General features: G+C 59.8%; 13 protein-coding genes. 5 read left to right on the top strand and 8 right to left on the bottom strand.

All coding sequences use genetic code 11. The features are described from left to right. Nucleotides 1-91: 91 nt before the first annotated feature. A complete protein-coding gene (locus tag I7X13_RS06470) occupies nucleotides 92-1,915 on the bottom strand; it encodes an OstA-like protein (RefSeq protein WP_198074829.1) in 1,824 nt (607 codons plus the stop codon). An 88-nt stretch (nucleotides 1,916-2,003) separates the two neighbouring features. On the opposite strand from I7X13_RS06470, the gene tilS reads away from it, so the two are divergent. Next, nucleotides 2,004-3,335, top strand: a complete 1,332-nt coding sequence (gene tilS, locus I7X13_RS06465) for a tRNA lysidine(34) synthetase TilS (RefSeq protein WP_198074828.1) — start codon at nucleotides 2,004-2,006, stop codon at nucleotides 3,333-3,335. 126 nt (nucleotides 3,336-3,461) lie between these two features. Next, nucleotides 3,462-4,406 (top strand): malate dehydrogenase, encoded by a 945-nt coding sequence (gene mdh / locus I7X13_RS06460; protein ID WP_198074827.1) that lies wholly within the window; start codon nucleotides 3,462-3,464, stop codon nucleotides 4,404-4,406. An 86-nt stretch (nucleotides 4,407-4,492) separates the two neighbouring features. On the opposite strand, the gene I7X13_RS06455 is transcribed toward mdh, so the two are convergent. Further along, nucleotides 4,493-5,464, bottom strand: a complete 972-nt coding sequence (locus tag I7X13_RS06455) for a hypothetical protein (RefSeq protein WP_198074826.1) — start codon at nucleotides 5,462-5,464, stop codon at nucleotides 4,493-4,495. A gap of 133 nt (nucleotides 5,465-5,597) precedes the next feature. Next, the gene (locus tag I7X13_RS06450) at nucleotides 5,598-6,266 is read right to left on the bottom strand and encodes a helix-turn-helix domain-containing protein (protein ID WP_198074825.1); all 669 of its coding nucleotides are present in this window, start codon (nucleotides 6,264-6,266) and stop codon (nucleotides 5,598-5,600) included. A gap of 157 nt (nucleotides 6,267-6,423) precedes the next feature. Between I7X13_RS06450 and I7X13_RS06445 the strand changes: the two genes are divergently transcribed. Beyond that, complete coding sequence (locus I7X13_RS06445) at nucleotides 6,424-6,828, top strand: hypothetical protein (protein WP_198066866.1); 405 nt, start codon at nucleotides 6,424-6,426, stop codon at nucleotides 6,826-6,828. Between the two features lie 6 nt (nucleotides 6,829-6,834). Here the strand turns inward: I7X13_RS06445 and I7X13_RS06440 are convergent, their stop codons facing one another. The 3 genes from I7X13_RS06440 to mutL all read right to left on the bottom strand — a co-directional run bounded on the left by I7X13_RS06440 (nucleotide 6,835) and on the right by mutL (nucleotide 10,885). After that, on the bottom strand, nucleotides 6,835-7,770 hold the full coding sequence (locus tag I7X13_RS06440) for a rhomboid family intramembrane serine protease (protein ID WP_198066867.1): 936 nt from the start codon (nucleotides 7,768-7,770) through the stop codon (nucleotides 6,835-6,837). 89 nt (nucleotides 7,771-7,859) lie between these two features. Then, nucleotides 7,860-8,654 carry a rhomboid family intramembrane serine protease gene (locus I7X13_RS06435; protein ID WP_198066868.1) on the bottom strand — a complete coding sequence of 265 codons (795 nt, stop codon included), beginning with the start codon at nucleotides 8,652-8,654 and terminating at the stop codon, nucleotides 7,860-7,862. A 158-nt stretch (nucleotides 8,655-8,812) separates the two neighbouring features. Then, the gene (gene mutL / locus I7X13_RS06430) at nucleotides 8,813-10,885 is read right to left on the bottom strand and encodes a DNA mismatch repair endonuclease MutL (RefSeq protein ID WP_198074824.1); all 2,073 of its coding nucleotides are present in this window, start codon (nucleotides 10,883-10,885) and stop codon (nucleotides 8,813-8,815) included. 289 nt (nucleotides 10,886-11,174) lie between these two features. Between mutL and I7X13_RS06425 the strand changes: the two genes are divergently transcribed. After that, nucleotides 11,175-14,198 (top strand): glycoside hydrolase family 3 N-terminal domain-containing protein, encoded by a 3,024-nt coding sequence (locus I7X13_RS06425; RefSeq protein ID WP_233454693.1) that lies wholly within the window; start codon nucleotides 11,175-11,177, stop codon nucleotides 14,196-14,198. Nucleotides 14,199-14,298: 100 nt separating this feature from the next. Here the strand turns inward: I7X13_RS06425 and I7X13_RS06420 are convergent, their stop codons facing one another. Both I7X13_RS06420 and I7X13_RS06415 read right to left on the bottom strand, forming a co-directional pair. Continuing rightward, entirely contained in the window at nucleotides 14,299-14,718 is a 420-nt protein-coding gene (locus I7X13_RS06420) for a VOC family protein (RefSeq protein WP_198074823.1), read from the bottom strand. Nucleotides 14,719-14,889: 171 nt separating this feature from the next. Continuing rightward, nucleotides 14,890-15,207: a hypothetical protein gene (locus I7X13_RS06415; RefSeq protein WP_198074822.1), complete on the bottom strand. Its 318-nt coding sequence runs from the start codon at nucleotides 15,205-15,207 to the stop codon at nucleotides 14,890-14,892. Between the two features lie 307 nt (nucleotides 15,208-15,514). Here I7X13_RS06415 and bshA point away from each other — a divergent pair, with 307 nt between their 5' ends. After that, nucleotides 15,515-16,651, top strand: coding sequence for an N-acetyl-alpha-D-glucosaminyl L-malate synthase BshA (gene bshA / locus I7X13_RS06410; protein WP_198074821.1), 1,137 nt, complete (start codon nucleotides 15,515-15,517; stop codon nucleotides 16,649-16,651). Nucleotides 16,652-16,746 lie beyond the last annotated feature (95 nt).

Here is a 16,746-nt window from a genome sequence, read left to right as displayed (position 1 = left end):
TTTGAGCCGGCGGAGGCAAGCCAGCCGGCGGCCCGGGCAGGCCCGGCTGCCAGCAAGAGGCCCGGCAGTGGGCTAAAGGTTGCAGCTAGCGCTACTTGGGATTGGCCACGGCCGCCGGCTTGGCCGGGGCGGAAATAGCGGGTTTGGTGGCTGGCCTGGCAGGTTGGGCCGGGGCGGCGGGCTTGGGTCTGGTGGTTTTGGCAGGCGTTTTCGCCTTTGATTTGGTGGTTTTGGTGGCAGGAGCGGTGGTTTTCTTCACCTCTTTCTTTTTCACGACTTTCTTTTTGGGACGGTCGTCGAACTGCTTGCCCAACACTTGGCGGCGGGTGGGCCGTTCCTTGGCGCGCCACTGGTAGCCTTTCAGACGCTCGTCATCGGGCTTGAGCTCGTGGGGCGGAATGAATTTGGCCTCGGGATTGGAGAGGACGGATATCTTATTGAGCTTGTTATCAAGGAACAGCAAGCGCATGTTGGCCGAGAGCACGCGGTTCATACCGGTAGTCACAGTGTCGCCGTCGAGGGCGTAGAAGATGCTTTCGGCGTTGCCGAGCACATCCACGCGCCGCATTTTATTGTCGCGGAAGTAGGCCATCATATTGCGACCCTTGGTTTGGTTAAAGTTCAGGAGCGTATCCTGATTCACGGCAAACGCGTTGGAATAGAGCCGCATCTCGTCCACCTTGCCGCGCTTCGAGCGAATCTGGATGGAGTCGGCAGTAAGCTGGTTTTTGGCCTGCCACAGCACCGGGCTGCGGTTCATGTAGATGATGCTGTCCTGCCGGTCGTAGGTCAGCGAGTCGCATACTCCCTGCATGTTGCCCCGGAAAATCTGCACCTTCGGGTAGGCGTAGAGGATGGTGCGCGTGGTGGTCTGGCCGGGCCGGGCCTCGATGCTGATAAGCGTATCGGCGGCCATGTAGAGCGTGTCTTTCTGGCTGCCGATGTTGCGCACTACGGGCCGGCCGCCGTAGAGCTTGGTGCGGCCCAGGGCGCGCCAGTACCGGCCGGCATCGCCGCGCAGCACCAGGTTGTCCTTTTTAGAGGTGAGCGAGACGTGCCCCCGCGCCACGCCGTACTGCTTCAGCTCATCGTACACCAACTGGTCGCCGCCCAGCAGGTAGTTGGGCGTGTCGATTTTGGCATTGCGCTTGAAGTCGGAAACGCGGGTTCTGGTGTTGTAATTGCCGCCTTCGGCGTACAGATTCCCCTGCTTGCCCTTGATGCGCGTGGGGCCGTTGAAGTAGGCAATTTTGCTGACGGTATTGTAGCGCAGCGTGTCGTTGTTCAGCTCCGAATCGGGCGTCACGAGATGAACGTTCTGTTTGAAAACGAATACTTTGGTATTGGTATCGTAGAAGCCCTGCTGACTGTCGAGCGTGTTTTGCGGGTCGGTGAGGTGGCCGGTTTCGGTGTAAGAGGCCGTTTTGCGGTTCAGGTCGTAGTCGAGGCTGGGCGTGGTCAGGGTCATGCGTGGGTCGCGCATCACCACGTTGCCAGTCATGCGGGCCGTGCGCAGGGCACCATCGTAAAAGCCGTGGTCGCCGGTGATGGTCATGGTGTCGCTCTGCACCACGCGCACGTTGCTGAATGCTTCTACCTGATTACGCTCCAGGTATTGATAGGCCGAGTCGCAGTACAGAAACACGTCGTCCTGCTGAAAGCTGACGTTGGTAATCAGCTTGCGGATTTTCACCCCTTCGAAGTCGCCGCCCACCAGCGCGCCGGCCGTGAGCAGCTTGATGGGCGAGCCCTTGGCTTGCGCCGGCCGTTGGTTGGCCGCGGGCGGATTGGTGACGGAACGCTGACCCACCGGGGCAGTTTGCGGCGGCCGGGTGGCCGGCGGTGTGGGGCGCTGGGCCTGCCCCAGCAGCGGCACCAGCAGGCAAAGAAGTAAAAAAACGCGAAAGACGGCCATTGAGGGCGCAAAGGTACGGACGGAGGCCGCGCTAACGGCCATCTTTGCACCGTAGTACATACTGGCCCATGGGGCTGCCCGTTGCATCATGCTGGAATCCGTTCGCCGCTTCATCGAAGAAAACAATCTATTTTCCATCGAAAACGACCCCATCCTGGTCGCGGTAAGCGGCGGGCTCGATTCGGTGGTGATGCTGGACGCGCTGCACAAGCTGGGCGCGCAGGTGGCCGTGGCGCACTGCCACTTCGGCCTGCGGGGCGAAGATGCCGATGCCGACGAGCAATTTGTGCGCAAGCTGGCCAAGCAGTACGGCCTCCCCTACTTCGCCGAGTTTTTCCAGACCAAAGCCTACGCCGAGCAGGAAGGCATCTCGACCCAGATGGCGGCCCGCTTCCTGCGCTACCGCTGGTTTGAACAGGTGCGGCAGGCGCAGGGGCTGGCTTACATCGCCACCGCCCACCACCAGCGCGACCAGGCCGAAACCATGATTCTCAACCTCACGCACGGTACCGGACTGGCGGGGCTGCATGGCATTCAAGCCAAAAATGGCTTCGTCATCCGGCCGCTGCTGGGGCTGGGGCGCGACGACCTGCACGACTACCTAGTGGAGCGCGGCCTGCGCTGGCGCGAAGACGACAGCAACGACAGCCCCGTGTACCAGCGCAACCTGCTGCGCCACGAGGTGCTGCCCGTGCTGCGCGAAATCAACCCCAACCTCGACCAGACCATGCACGCAACCGCCGAGCGCGTGGGCGGGGCCGAGGAAATTGTGCGCCGATACGTGGAGGAAACCGCCGCCCAGGCCCGCCGCGACGAAGCCGAGGTAACTTATTTAAATATCAGCACGCTGCAAAAAACGGCCGCCACGGCGCTGGTGCTGCACGAGATTCTGCGGCCGTTCGGGTTTTCGTGGCTGGTAGTGAAGGACATTGTAGCGGCTTTCGGTGGCGAGAGCGGCCGGCGGTTCGACTCGCCCACGCACCGGCTGGTGAAGGACCGGGAAAACCTGGTTATCACGCCGCGCCGCACTTCGCAGTTTGGCACGTTCCAATTGGCGGCGGGCCAGACCGACTTGCTGGCCGATGGCATGCGCCTGAAAGCCGAACTGCACGACGACGCCCGGCACTTCATCATTCCGCGCTCGAAAAGCACGGCCGCGCTCGATGCCGATAAAATCAAATTTCCGCTCACGCTGCGCCGCTGGCAGGAAGGCGACTGGTTTATGCCCCTCGGCATGAAGGGCAAAAAGCTACTCAGCGACTTCCTCATCGACCAGAAAGTGCCGCTGAATCTGAAAGACGACGTGCGCGTGCTCACCTCGGCCGATGGCAAAATCTGTTGGGTGGTGGGCTGGCGCGTTGATGACCGGTTTAAGGTGGAAGAAACCTCTGAGCGGGTACTCACGGTGCAGCGGATGTAGGTTTTCCGGGCAAACGATTTAACTGCGGAACTCCGCCCCAGGCAAAAACTTGCCTTTTTTCACCGAAGCATCGGCAGCCCGTCCGTACTTTTACCCGCGAAACTCCAACCCCCCAATTCTTTTTCTATGAAAGTTACCGTAGTCGGAGCCGGCAACGTGGGCGCAACCTGCGCCGATGTGCTCGCCACCCGTGAAATTGCCAACGAAATTATTCTGGTTGACATTAAGGAAGGCATCGCCGAAGGCAAAGCCCTCGATATCTGGCAGAAAGCTCCGATTATCGGCTACGACTCGCGCACCGTGGGCGTGACCAACGACTACGCCCGCACCGCAGGTTCGGACGTGGTGGTGATTACCTCGGGCCTGCCCCGCAAGCCCGGCATGAGCCGCGACGACCTGATTGCCACCAACGCTGGCATCGTGAAATCGGTGACCGAGCAGGTGGTGGCCCACTCGCCCAATGCCATCATCATCGTGGTGAGCAACCCGCTCGACGTGATGACTTACCAGGCCCACCTCACCGCCAAGCTGCCCCGCGAAAAGGTATTCGGCATGGCCGGCATCCTGGACACGGCCCGCTACCGCGCCTTCCTGGCCGAGGCCCTGAACGTGAGCCCGAAAGACATTCAGGCCGTGCTCATGGGCGGCCACGGCGACACCATGGTGCCCCTGCCCCGCTACACCACCGTAGGCGGCATCCCGGTTACGGAGCTGATTTCCAAAGAGAAGCTGGACGCCATTGTGCAGCGCACCGCCGTGGGCGGCGGCGAGCTGGTGAAACTGATGGGCACCTCGGCCTGGTACGCGCCCGGCGCGGCCGCGGCCCAAATGGTGGAAGCCATCGTGCGCGACCAGCGCCGCGTGTTCCCCGTGTGCCTGGAGTTGCAGGGTGAGTACGGCATCAACGGCGTGTACCTCGGTGCCCCGGTTATCCTCGGCAAAAACGGCGTGGAGCGCGTGATTGAGCTGCAGCTCAACGACGAAGAGAAAGCGTTGCTGGAAACTTCGCGCGGCCACGTGAAAGAGGTGATGGACGCGCTTGACAAAATGAGCGCCACTCCGGCCGCTTAAGTATTGCTGTCTCGCTTAAAAAGCCTCGCCGGAAACTCCGGCGGGGCTTTTTGTTTTTGGCTCATTTCATCGGTGCGGTACCGAAGCTATTTTACCAAACCAAACCGCCTGTTCTTCGCATCCAGAATGACGATGTGCCGGCCAAAAGGCGCGTTGCCCAGCATACCGCCCATGCCCGAGAAGCGCGTCAGCGTGCGCTGCATGAAAGTGGTGCCCTCAATGTAAGTGACAGTGCCCAACGGCACGGTGGCGGTGTCGAACTGCAGGGTGGCCGCCGTAGCTACGGTGTGCGCTGTCAGGGTTTTGCCCCAGGAATTTACTGGGATGGTTTGGGCGGTAGCGGCAGGCCGGGCCATTTGCTGCCAGTTGCTTTGCGAGGTGAGCAGGGCAAAGGTACTGCTACCGGAGTCGAACATCAGCTCCTGCGGCTGGCCCTGCAAGCCCGCGCGCAGAAGCACCCGCCGCTCTTTAAAGCTCATAGGCACGAAGGCGGCGCGGCGCAACAGGCTGTCGGGAGCACTGTTGCCTAGCGATAAGCGCTGTTGGGCATAGTCGATGACCAATGCCCGACCATCGAAGACGTCCGTGCCGAGTGTGCCGATTACGAAGGGCTCGTTGGGGTTGGCGGGCAAGTGGGCGGCGCTGGCGTAGGGCCGCACCCAGATTTTGCGGGCCTGCACCTGAGCCGGGCCGAGGGTAAACCGGAAGTTGCGAACTGTATCGGACTGCACCTGCAAAGCGGTACGGGTGGCGGGGAAGTTGGCGCGCAGTACTTCCAGAGCGTTGGATTTGAGCAGGGTGTACGGCGCGCCTGTATCGAACTGCAAGTAGCAGGTGCGCGGGCAGCCGGGCACGCTAATGGGCACCAGCAGCGCCGCGTGAGCCAGATGGTGGGCGGTATCAGCTTCCCAAACAAAGGGAGTAGTAGCCGGCAGCTGCGTTATGACAAGCTGGTTGGCGGGGGCCTGGAACTGCTTGCGGAAGTAGAAGTAGCCGCCAACGCCACTTAATGCAAAAAGGACGAAGATGGCCAGCAAGGTTTTGGCAAGGACTTTCATGGGGCAGGCAGTGGCGGTGGTTGACGGGTCAAACCTACCTAGCCTCCTGCCCCAGCCCATGCGCCATTGGGGCGACATTTTGCCGCCACATTGTTTAAATAACTGATAATCAACAGCTGTAATTTACACCAACTTATAGCCGGATGGGATATAAATCAAGCCGGCCCTGCCGCAGCCGCAGTTGATTGTAGCCCACCGTGCCGATGTTGACTAGATAAGTGAGCACAAAAACGGCGAGAAATACGCCTTTCAGCATCACGCCGAAATAAAAGAACATGGCAGCTTGCAGCAACAGCACCATGAGGTAGCTGAAGAAGCTGGCCACCTGCCACAGTACCTGAAACCCGAGTACCCTCCGGCCTACTTCGGCGGCGTGCGGGGTATCGTGGCGATGCTTGCGCCAGAGCAGGTAGGGCACCAGCAGGTTAAGGAACGGAAATACTAGCAAGCACAGCGCGCTTAGGTTGAGCAATTGGAGCACCTGCGGTTCGGCGGGGAACTGAGGGCTGCTAGTCGGTGCAACCGGCAGCAGCGGCGTGGGGTGCTCGGGTGAGGGCTCAAGGGTAAGCCCAACCGCTGGCTCGGCAACAGGCGCGGGCGCAGTTAGCAGAGCAGCAAGTGGAACTTCGAGGGCAGTGGCCAGGGCCTGAATGGTATGGCCGCGCGGCACGGTTTCGCCCTGCTCGACCCGCTGAATGGTGCGCAGGCTGACGCCCGATTGCTCGGCCAGCAGTTCCTGCGAAAAGCCTTTGCTTTTGCGAATGGCCAGAATGCGGGCGGCAGAGAATGTGGAGGCAGGCAAAATCAGGAGTAGCTAATCAGGGCTTGGTAAATATATGGCAACAAAGCTCAAGCCCTTCCTTTTTCAGCTACCTCACCAAGCATACTCAAATCAGACCCGAATTTGCTTTAAAATATAATTACTTTGCGATATTACTCCTCGCTCGGCCCACTGCCCTATGAAAAAATCCCTAACCAATTCGTTCGACAAGGTGTTCTTAACCATCGAATTTGATGCGGCCAACCAGTGGATTTACAATAACTGGACGGGGGTGCTGCCGACTGAAAAAGTTATTCAAGGCTGCCAGGCTACCATCGATTTTTTGCGGGAAAATCGGTGCGCCCACATGCTGAACGACAACCGTGAAGTCATCGGCTCATGGAGCGCGGCCAACGACTGGATTGCCGAGAACTGGATGCCGCAGGTACTCGCCATGGGCCTGAAACGCTTTGCACACATTGTTTCACCCGGCATTTTCGGGCAGGCCTCGGCCACCGAAATGGTGACACGGGTGGGCCAGCAGTTCGAAATGCGCCTGTTTAAGGATTTGGAGCTGGCCAAAGCCTGGCTGCACAGCGCATAGGCCCGGCTACTGCTGGCTGGCGCGGAAGAGCTTCTGCTTTTCTTCCTTGGAAAGGCTCTCGTAACCGGAGCGCGAAATCTTGTCCAGAATGCTGTCGATTTCGTCCTGTAAGGGCTGGCCGGGGGTAGCGGGCTTCTTGCTGCTGCTCATAGAGGATGCAGTCACGGGTTCGGGGCGGCGCGTGCTGCTACTCACGCGCATGGCGGGGCGCGGGCTGCTGAGGCGGCTGAACCAGTTGCCAACGGCCTGCACCGGGCGGCCTAAATCGCGCCCGTTCTGCAACTGCTTGATAAAGACGAAGCCCAACAAGGCCCCGCCCAGATGGGCCATCATGCCACCCGGGTTGCCACCGCTAAGCCCGGCCAGCGAGAGCAGAATCACGACGGCCGCAATCCACTTGATTTTTACCGGGCCGATGAGGATGACCATGAACGTGTAGTCGGGCAGCAGCGTAGCGGCTGCTACGATAATGGCCGAAACGGCCGCCGACGCCCCGTTCATGGGGCTGCCCAAGCCGGGCTGGAAGGCCGGAATCAGGTTGAAGCTGAGTAGGAAGAAAGCTGCGCCCGCCAGCGCGCCCAGAATGTAGATGCTCACGAGCCGTCGGTTGCCGAGGTACTCGCGAATGAGCTGCCCGAACCAGTACAGGTTCAGCATGTTGAACAGGATGTGCAGCAGGCCGTCGAAGAAGCTTTTCTGGTAGGTGGTGTGCGTGAAAGCGTAGGTGAGGACGGTCCAGGGGTGGCGAATGAATTCCGGCAGCGCCGACGACAGTTCAAACTGGCGCAGCAACAACGGGAAATACCCGCTGCTGCTGGTAATGGTCATCACGGCCTGCACCACAATCAGGCCCGCAAACACCAGCACATTGAGCATGATGAGCTGCATGAGGGCATTGTCGCGGCGGCTGAAGGCAGTGCGGATGTCTTGAACGATGCTCATGGCACGTATCGGGAAGTAAACAGATGCTACGAATTAAACGGATTTGCCGCCGGGGCGGCCCGGTTATATTTTATATTAACAACCAATCCCTAATAAAACCGTTCCCGGCCCTGCTCCCAGAATTTGAGGACGATAAAACCAATCAGCAAGCCGCCAAGATGGGCAAAATGGGCCACGTTGTCGCCGGGCGTGCGGTGCACGCCGTTGTACAACTCGTACAAGGCGTAGAGGAACACAAAATACTTCGCTTTGATGGGAAACGGAAAGAGCAGTAGCATCAGCTCCGTATTGGGAAAGAGGTAGGCGAAAGCGAACAGGATGCCGAATAGCGCCCCCGAAGCGCCCAGCATGCCGCCGTTGGGTGAATTGCGGGTTTCGATGACGGCCCCGTCCACGGCGTGGGTGGCGGCATTGATGTACTCCGCGTTTTGCGGGTTGCGCTCCAGTGCGCCGGCTAGGCTCTCGTAGCCGGTGGCATCGGGGAAGTATGAACGGAAGAAATTGGCAAAATCCCCTCCGGTGGGCGACTGGTGAAACTCCTGCCGCGCCACTTCCATCTTGTGCATCTCGTAGCCGCGCACACCTTCGTAGAGCAAGCCGGCCCCCACGCCGCAAATCAGCCAGAAGGTGAGGAAGCGCGACGCGCCCCAGCGCTGCTCCAGCAGCGGCCCGAAGGAAATCAGGCCAAACATGTTGGAAATCAAATGGCCCCAGCCGGCATGCAAGAACATATAGGTAAAGAACTGCCAGGGGAAAAAGTACGGCGAACCGATGGGGTATAAGCTGCCGACCTGGGTAATGAGTGGCAACAGGCTCTGCTGGGCAACCAGAAACAGAACGTTCGCAATCAACAAATTACGAACTGTGGGAGTGAGATTGAACATGCTTTGGGAAAACGCCCTCGCACAGTGGGCGAGCGATTGAAAGTAGTGGGCGCAAAGCTAGTACGGCGGTTGTGCGCCGACGGTAGAGACGCACAATTGCGTCTCGGCATTCAACGGTGCGAGCGCCGAGACGCAAATATGCGTCTCTACAAACCGCCCTATTTACGGAAGAAATCGGCCAGCTGCTGGCCATCGAGGAGTACGAGGGTTTTGCGGCCGTCGGGGGTATAGCCGGGGGTTTGGCAGGCGAAGAGGCGGTCGGCCAGCGCATTGAGCTCGGATTCGGGCAAACGGGCGGCGGCCGTGCCAGCGGCTACGCGCCGGGCCAGGGCGCGGGCCAAGCTCTCGCTCTGGTCGAGCTTGAGCGGGCCGGCAGTGGTGCGAAACTGCTCAATGAGGCTTTCCAGCAACTCTTTCTCGTCCTGCGCGGGCATGCCGGCCGGAATGGCTTCTACGGCAATGGTGCTTGGCCCGAACTCATTAAAGATGAAGCCCAGCGCGTGCAGCGGCTCAGTGAGCTCGCGCAGCACGGCAAAATCGGCCGGCGAAAATGTGACCGTGCGCGGAAACAGTAGCGTTTGCGACGTGCCCACGGCCCGGCCCAACTCCTGCCGATACTGCTCATACAGAATCCGCTCGCGGGCCGCTTCCTGGTCAATCAGCAGCACGCCCGACTTCACGGGCACCAGCACGAAGCGTTGCTGCACCTGCACGGCACGGCTGCCGGCGCCGCCCTCGCGGGCCGGTGTAGTCCGGCTGGCAGGCACTTCAGGCAAAGCCAGGCCCAGTGAAAGCTCATTCGGACTGCTTGTCGCAACGTCTCGTGCAGTAAAACCAGCAGCAAAAGTTTCTGCCGGTGCGGCCGGCGTTGGCGTTTCGAAGCTGCGAACCGTGACGGCGTCGATGCTCGCGGTTTCGCGCACGGGCTGGCCCAATTCGCGGTAGAAAGCCTCGAGCTCGCGGCGGGCCTGCTCGGTGGGGCGCGGCGGCACCTGGCGCTCGAAGCCGTCGCGGCGGGTGTCGGCGTTGAAACTTGAGAAGCCGGAGCTGCTGGCGGTGCGGGTAGCGGCGGCCAGGTCGTCGGGGCGGTAGCCGTCGGAGTTGGCGGCGCGGGCCAGCGGCGTGGCGGCGGGCAGGTGGTCGTCGACCTCGGTGGGAATGCCGCCGAGGCCCTTGCCGGCCCGCAGCGGTCGGATGGGCGCAAAATTCACGTCGCCGTCGAAGTCCAGTGAGGGCGCAATGTTGTGCAGGCCCAGGCTCTGCTTCACGGCGGCGCGCACTACGGCGTACACGGTTTTCTCGTCCTCGAACTTGATTTCCGTCTTGGTCGGGTGCACGTTGATGTCAATGGCCTTGGGGTCGAGCTCCAGAAACAGCACGTAGAACGGATGCGTGTCGCGGGCCAGCAGGCCTTCGTAAGCTGCCAGCACAGCATGGTTGAGGTAGGCCGAGCGAATGAAGCGGTTATTCACGAAAAAAAACTGGTCGCCCCGGCTTTTCTTGCTCGACTCCGGCTTGCCCACGAAGCCGCGCACCGAGATGGAATGTGTTACCTCCTCGCAAGCCGCCAGCTGCTCCTTATACCCGTTGCCCAGCAGCGCCACAATGCGCTGGCTGAGCTTGCCGGCGGGCAGCCCAAACACTTCCAGCTCATTCTGATACAGCGAAAAGGCAATCTGCGGATTGGCCAGCGCCACGTGCTGAAACTCATCCAGAATGTGCCGCATTTCCACGGCGTTGCTCTTGAGGAAGTTGCGCCGGGCGGGCACGTTGAAAAACAGGTTTTTGACCGCGATGCTGGTACCGTCCGGGCAGGCGGTGGGCTGCTGGCTGGTGATTTGCGAGCCCTCGACCAGAATGAGCGTGCCGGTGTCCTGGTCGGGCTGCTTGGTGCGGATTTCGACCTGCGCCACGGCCGCGATGCTGGCCAGCGCCTCGCCCCGAAAGCCGAGCGTGCGGATTTTAAATAAATCTTCGGTCGAGCGGATTTTGCTGGTGGCGTGGCGCTCCAGGCTCATGCGGGCGTCGGTGGGGCTCATGCCGGCCCCGTTATCGACCACTTGCACCAGCTGCTTGCCGGCCTCTTTTACAATAAGTTGAATTTGGGTGGCACCGGCGTCAACGGCATTTTCCAGCAGCTCCTTCACCACCGAGGCGGGACGCTGCACCACCTCGCCGGCCGCAATCTGGTTGGCGAGGTATTCGGGAAGCAGGTGAATGATATCAGGCATAAGCAGTAGCGTGGGCAAAGACCCGCGCAGAAGAAACGTATAGAGCTAATCAGCACGTAAACAAGTGGAAACGCGCCCAACAATAACCACAAATTGACCGCGTTGTGAACCCGCGCGGGGGTTTGTTGCGTACCTTTGCGGCTAAATAGCGGAGTTCCAAAGCGAAATTTTACGGCTCGCACCGTTGCGTTTCGCGCCGGAGCCGGCCGGGTTTGGAACCTCCAAACCCGGCCGGCGGGTTCCGTTGTAACTCACGACAAAAGTACGGCCCCCGCGGCCCGTTTGCCCCTTGAACCAACCCACCAACCCTACGGGGCTGATGCGCATCCCTTTCCAGCTTACCATGGCGGCCCTGCTGCTGGCGGCGGGACTGTTGCTGTCGTTTTCCGAAGTAAAAAAACTGCCCGCCGACCCGCTGCCATCCGGCCCGGTCGAGACGGCCTGGGTCGACAGCGTGTTCAACTCGCTCACGCCCGACCAGCGCCTGGGCCAGTTTTTTATGGTGGCCGCGTATTCTAACAAGGACCGCAGCCACGTCGAGCGCATCGAGCGGCTGGTGCGCAACTATAACATTGGCGGCGTGATGTTTATGCAGGGCGGCCCTAAGCGCCAGGCCCTGATGGCCAACCGTCTGCAGGCCGCCGCCAAAGTGCCGCTGCTCATTGCCATGGACGCCGAATGGGGCCTCGACATGCGCCTCGATTCCTCGGCTCACTTCGCCAAGCAGATGACGCTGGGTGCCATGGATGACCCTAAATACGTGTACCAGATGGGCCGCGACATTGCCCGCAAAATGCGGGCGCTGGGCGTGCACATCGACTTCGCGCCGGTGCTCGACGTGAATTCCAACCCTGGCAACCCCGTCATCGGCAACCGCTCGTTTGGCGAGGACCAGAACCGGGTAGCCACGTTGGGCATTCAGTACATCAAGGGCTTGCAGGATAATAATGTGATGGCTGTGGCCAAGCACTTCCCCGGCCACGGCGATACCGATACCGACTCGCACGTCTCGCTGCCGGTTATCAACACCGACATGGCCCGCCTCACGAAAGTGGACCTGGTGCCGTTCCAGCAGTCGTTCGAGGCCGGGGTGATGGGCGTGATTGTGGCCCACCTCTACATGCCGCTGTTTGACACAACGGATGCCAAAACCACCACCCTCTCGCACGCGCTGGTAACGGACTTGCTAAAGGATAAAATGGGCTTTAAAGGCTTGGTTTTCACCGATGCGCTCAATATGAAGAGCGTGAGCAAGCTTTACAAAGACGGTGAGCTGGACGCCCTGGCCCTGGCCGCCGGCAACGACGTGCTGCTGTTTTCGGAAGACGTGCCGTCGGCGCTGCTGCGCATCCGCGAAGCAGTGGCAGCCGGCAAGCTCACGCAGGCTGATTTGGACCTGCGGGTTAAAAAAATTCTGCGGGCCAAGTACTGGGCTGGCCTGAACCGCTACCAGCCCGTAAACCTGCGCACCTTGCGCGACAGCCTGAACCTGCCGGCCTCGAAAGTATTGGCTCAAAGCATTTTCGAGCACGCCGTGACCGTTGCCAAAAACGACGACCAGCTCCTCCCCTTCCAGCGGCTCGATACGCTGCGCATTGCGGCCATCACCATCGGCACGCAGGCGGAAGGGCCGTATGCTACCATCTTCAACAAGTACCAGCCCGGCCCGGTGTATGCCGTGCCCGACCGCTACGCGCCTGACTCCACGTTTGCCCGTATCAGCAGCCGGCTGCAAGGCTATAACGTGGTGGTAGTGAGCCTGCACCAGATGAACAACACGCCCAGCCACAACTACGGCATTGGCGATGGGGCGATGAAATTTATTAAGCAGCTACAGGCCAACAAGCGCGTTAAAACGGTGGTGGTGGCCATGGGCAACGCCTATTCATTGAAGTTTTTAGAAAGCGCGCGCACGCTGGTGTGCGGCTATGAGGACCATTACGCGGCGCAGCTGGTGGTGCCGCAGGTGCTGTTCGGCGCGCTGCCGGCGCGGGGCAAACTACCCGTTACGGTGTCGCCCACGCTCAAAACCAACCTCGGCATTGCCACCGCCGACCTGCATCGTCTGCGCTACGCCGTGCCCGAAAGTCAGGGCCTGAGCTCGCGGGTGCTGGCTCAGATTGACAACATTGCCCTCGAAAGCCAGACCTACGCCGCCGCCCCCGGCTGCCAGGTGCTGGTGGCGAAAAACGGCACCGTGGTATTCGACCAGAGCTACGGCTACTGCACCTACGACCAGAGCCAGCCCGTGACCAGCAGCACCTTATACGACTTGGCCTCGGTGACGAAGGTGGCCGGCACGCTGCAAGCCGTGATGTACCTCAAGGACCAGGGCAAGCTGAACATCGAGGAGAAGGTGTCTACCTACCTGCCCGAGTTGGCCCGCACCAACAAGCGCGACATGACCGTGCGCGACGTGCTGCTTCACCAGGCCGGCCTCAAGCCCGGCATCCCGACGTGGGAGCGTACCCTGCGCGACGGGCAGTTCAAGTCTGCATTCTACGCCAGCACCCGCTCCGATGATTTTCCCAACGAAGTAGCGCCCGGCGAGTACAGCACCAAGGCGGCCGACGACTCCGTCTGGGCGTGGACCATGCGCTCCGGCTTGCTTCCCAAAATCAAAAACCGCTACCCCACCGAATATTCGGACCTGAGCTTTATTGTGATGAAGCGCGTGTGCGAAAAGATTCTCAAGCAGCCGATTGAGAACTTTTTGGAGGACAACTTCTACCGGCCGCTGGGCTTGGGTAGTATGACGTATAACCCTTTGCAGCGCTTTCCCAAAAGCTGCATTGCCCCCACCGAAAACGATACCTACTACCGCCGCGAGCAGTTGCAAGGCACGGTGCACGACCAAACCGCCGCCCTAGTGGGCGGAGTGGGCGGCCACGCCGGCCTCTTCGCTACCGCTAACGACCTGGCCGTGCTGATGCAGATGAACCTGCAAAACGGCAACTACGGCGGCACCCGCTATTTCCAGAACCCCGTGGTGACGGAATTTGCCCGGCCCCAGAACGGCGGGCGGCGCGGCCTGGGCTGGGACCACGGCGACCCCAGCAAGCCCGAAGGCCCCACCAGCAACCTTTCGCCGGCCAGCACTTTCGGCCACACCGGCTTCACCGGCACCTGCGTGTGGATGGACCCGGACAACAACATTCTCTACATCTTCCTGTCTAACCGCGTGTACCCCGATGCCGGCAATAACAAGCTGCGCCAGTACAACATCCGCACGCGTATTCAGGAGGTTATTTACAAGTCGTTGGCGGCAGAGAATGCCAAGAAGCTGGCTTCGGCAGAGGCTTCCCAGAAATAGTTTTTGAGGCTTAAAACAAACCAGCCCGCCGACAGCAAAGTCAGCGGGCTGGTTTGTTTTAAGCCTTGGTTATCAAACGGCGGAATGTGTCTGCATGGGGCTATTGCTGCGGCTGAACACGGTCGTAGTTAAACATCCAGCTTTTGCCAAATTGGTCGGTGACCATGCCGAATTTTGCTCCCCAGAACTGGTCGGCCAGCGGCATGGTTACCTGCCCGCCTTCACCCAAGGCCGCAAACAGCCGGTCGATTTCTTCTTCGCTGTGGCAATTGAGCGAGAGGTTATTGCCATTCCCATCCTGCACCGGCTGAAACGGAGAATCGGAAGCCATCAGAACCAGGTCGCCGCTGTGCAGGGTAGCGTGCATCACGCCATTCTGGGCCGCGGATGGCACGTGCTCGGCGGCGGGAGTGCCAGCGAAGGGCATGATGTTCAGGTCGCCCCCCAGGCATTGCTGGTAAAACGTCATGGCTTCGCGGCAATTGCCCGAAAAGTTGAGGTAAGGAACGAGTTGGGGCATGGGAATAAGGGTGTTGGGGTGAAAATGTGATGCCCGGCACTGCCCATTGAGATTAGCTACCTCTCCACTATCCGGGCTGACCGGGACGCCGCAAAGATATAGAATAGCTCATTTGATTAGCAATATGATTTACTAATATTATTGACAAAAACTTCGCAGATTTTCCAGCTTCTAGTGTTGCTTGGGTAATGCTAGAAGCTCAATGTGCAAGTAGCTTCCACCACCAATTTCAATTACTTCCGTACTTATTGTCTGATAGCCGACGGCCCGTATCAGTAATGGGCGATTGGACCGGCTACCATTCGGACCATGGCAGCCTACCCACCCCAGACGGAAAAATCCGGCTTCGTTGGCCGCCGCCGATTTTACCTCACAGTCCTCCCAACAGGAATAACGCGTCTGGATAACGGCTGCTTTGATGGGTTTACCAGTGTTGATATCGACTATTCTGCCCTGCGCATAAGTGGCAATCGTATCGAAAACGAACATAGTCACCGGCGTATCTGACTTGGCCCTATTTTAATAGGCTTCTCCATGCCCCAATACGCAGTTATTACACGGTACCCGGCCTACCTCTCTGGCTACATCAGGTGTAAACCATTTTTGGGCGCAGGCTTAGTCAGTTGCGAATAGCAGTAGCGCAACTATTATGTACTTAGGACGGCGCAGTATCATCGGAATTACGTAGGAAAGCAGGCGCGACTAAATCTACTCACTATGCATCATTTGGTCGGCTCATTCGTCGTTGCAACAAACCTGCGGCTTCGCGGTTGGCTAAGCGCAAACGCATTTCCCTATGAACATTGGCATTGTCTGTTATCCCACTTTTGGCGGCTCCGGCGTGGTGGCCACGGAATTGGGCAAAGCCCTGGCCCAGCGCGGCCACCGCGTGCATTTTATCACCTACAGCCAGCCGGTGCGGCTCGATTTCTTCAACGAAAACCTCTTCTACCACGAGGTGTATGTACCGGCCTACCCGCTCTTCCAGTTCCCGCCCTACGAGCTGGCGCTGACCAGCAAGATGGTCGACATTGTGCAGAACGAAAAGCTTGACGTACTGCACGTTCATTACGCCATTCCGCACGCTTCGGCGGCCTACATGGCCAAGCAAATTCTGCGCTCGCGCGGCATCCAGATTCCGGTGGTGACCACGCTGCACGGCACCGATATTACCCTGGTGGGCAAGGATTCAAGCTTCGAGCCGGTGGTCACGTTCAGTATCAACCAGAGCGACGGCGTGACTTCCGTATCGGATGATTTGCGGCGCGAAACCTACCAGTATTTCGCCGTTGAGAAAGACATTACTGTCATCCCGAACTTCATTGACCTTCACCGCTTCAAGAAGCAGGAAAAGAGCCACTTCCGGGCCGCCATCGCACCCGAGGGCGAGAAGTTGCTCATTCACACCAGCAACTTCCGCACCGTGAAGCGGGTGGAAGACGTGCTCCGGATTTTTGTGGGCGTGCGCGAGAAAATCCCGGCCAAGCTGCTGCTCGTGGGCGACGGCCCCGACCGCAACCGCATGGAAAAGCTGGCCCGCGACCTCGACGTACACCGCGACCTGCGCTTCCTGGGCAAGCTCGAAGCCGTGGAAGAAGTGCTGAGCGTGGGCGACCTGTTCCTGATGCCCTCCGAAAACGAGAGCTTCGGCCTCGCCGCCCTCGAAGCCATGGCCTGCGAAGTGCCTGTGGTGAGCACCAACGCCGGCGGCATTCCCGAGCTGAATGTGCACGGCCTGACGGGCATGATTAGCGACATCGGCGACGTGGCCGACATGGTAAAAAATGCCCTCTACGTGCTGGAAGACGAGAACCTGCCGCGCTTTAAAGCCGCCGCCCGCGCCCGTGCCGAGGAGTTTGCCGTGGAGAACATTGTGCCACGGTACGAGGAATGCTACCGCAACGCTATTGAGGCGGTGAGCGTGACGGCCTAGGTTTCGTCTGTCATTGTGAGTGGAGCGCAGCGGAACGCGGCAATCCGTCCTGTCAATGCGACTAGCCCTGAGATTTGATAACGCCTTTTTTTAAC

Source organism: Hymenobacter negativus, assembly GCF_016056375.1.
GTDB classification, from domain to species: Bacteria; Bacteroidota; Bacteroidia; order Cytophagales; family Hymenobacteraceae; genus Hymenobacter; species Hymenobacter negativus_A.
Note: the sequence above shows the minus strand (reverse complement) of the source record. Positions and strands in the feature narration are given on the sequence as shown.

Excerpts from the sequence above, each read along its gene's own strand:
- I7X13_RS06445 (WP_198066866.1), top strand. The coding sequence starts at position 6,424 with ATGAAAAAATCCCTAACCAATTCGTTCGACAAGGTGTTCTTAACCATC.
- I7X13_RS06415 (WP_198074822.1), bottom strand. The coding sequence starts at position 15,207 with ATGTTCGTTTTCGATACGATTGCCACTTATGCGCAGGGCAGAATAGTC.
- I7X13_RS06440 (WP_198066867.1), bottom strand. The coding sequence starts at position 7,770 with ATGAGCATCGTTCAAGACATCCGCACTGCCTTCAGCCGCCGCGACAAT.
- I7X13_RS06435 (WP_198066868.1), bottom strand. The coding sequence starts at position 8,654 with ATGTTCAATCTCACTCCCACAGTTCGTAATTTGTTGATTGCGAACGTT.
- I7X13_RS06470 (WP_198074829.1), bottom strand. The coding sequence starts at position 1,915 with ATGGCCGTCTTTCGCGTTTTTTTACTTCTTTGCCTGCTGGTGCCGCTG.
- I7X13_RS06420 (WP_198074823.1), bottom strand. The coding sequence starts at position 14,718 with ATGCCCCAACTCGTTCCTTACCTCAACTTTTCGGGCAATTGCCGCGAA.
- tilS (WP_198074828.1), top strand. The coding sequence starts at position 2,004 with ATGCTGGAATCCGTTCGCCGCTTCATCGAAGAAAACAATCTATTTTCC.
- mdh (WP_198074827.1), top strand. The coding sequence starts at position 3,462 with ATGAAAGTTACCGTAGTCGGAGCCGGCAACGTGGGCGCAACCTGCGCC.
- mutL (WP_198074824.1), bottom strand. The coding sequence starts at position 10,885 with ATGCCTGATATCATTCACCTGCTTCCCGAATACCTCGCCAACCAGATT.
- bshA (WP_198074821.1), top strand. The coding sequence starts at position 15,515 with ATGAACATTGGCATTGTCTGTTATCCCACTTTTGGCGGCTCCGGCGTG.
- I7X13_RS06455 (WP_198074826.1), bottom strand. The coding sequence starts at position 5,464 with ATGAAAGTCCTTGCCAAAACCTTGCTGGCCATCTTCGTCCTTTTTGCA.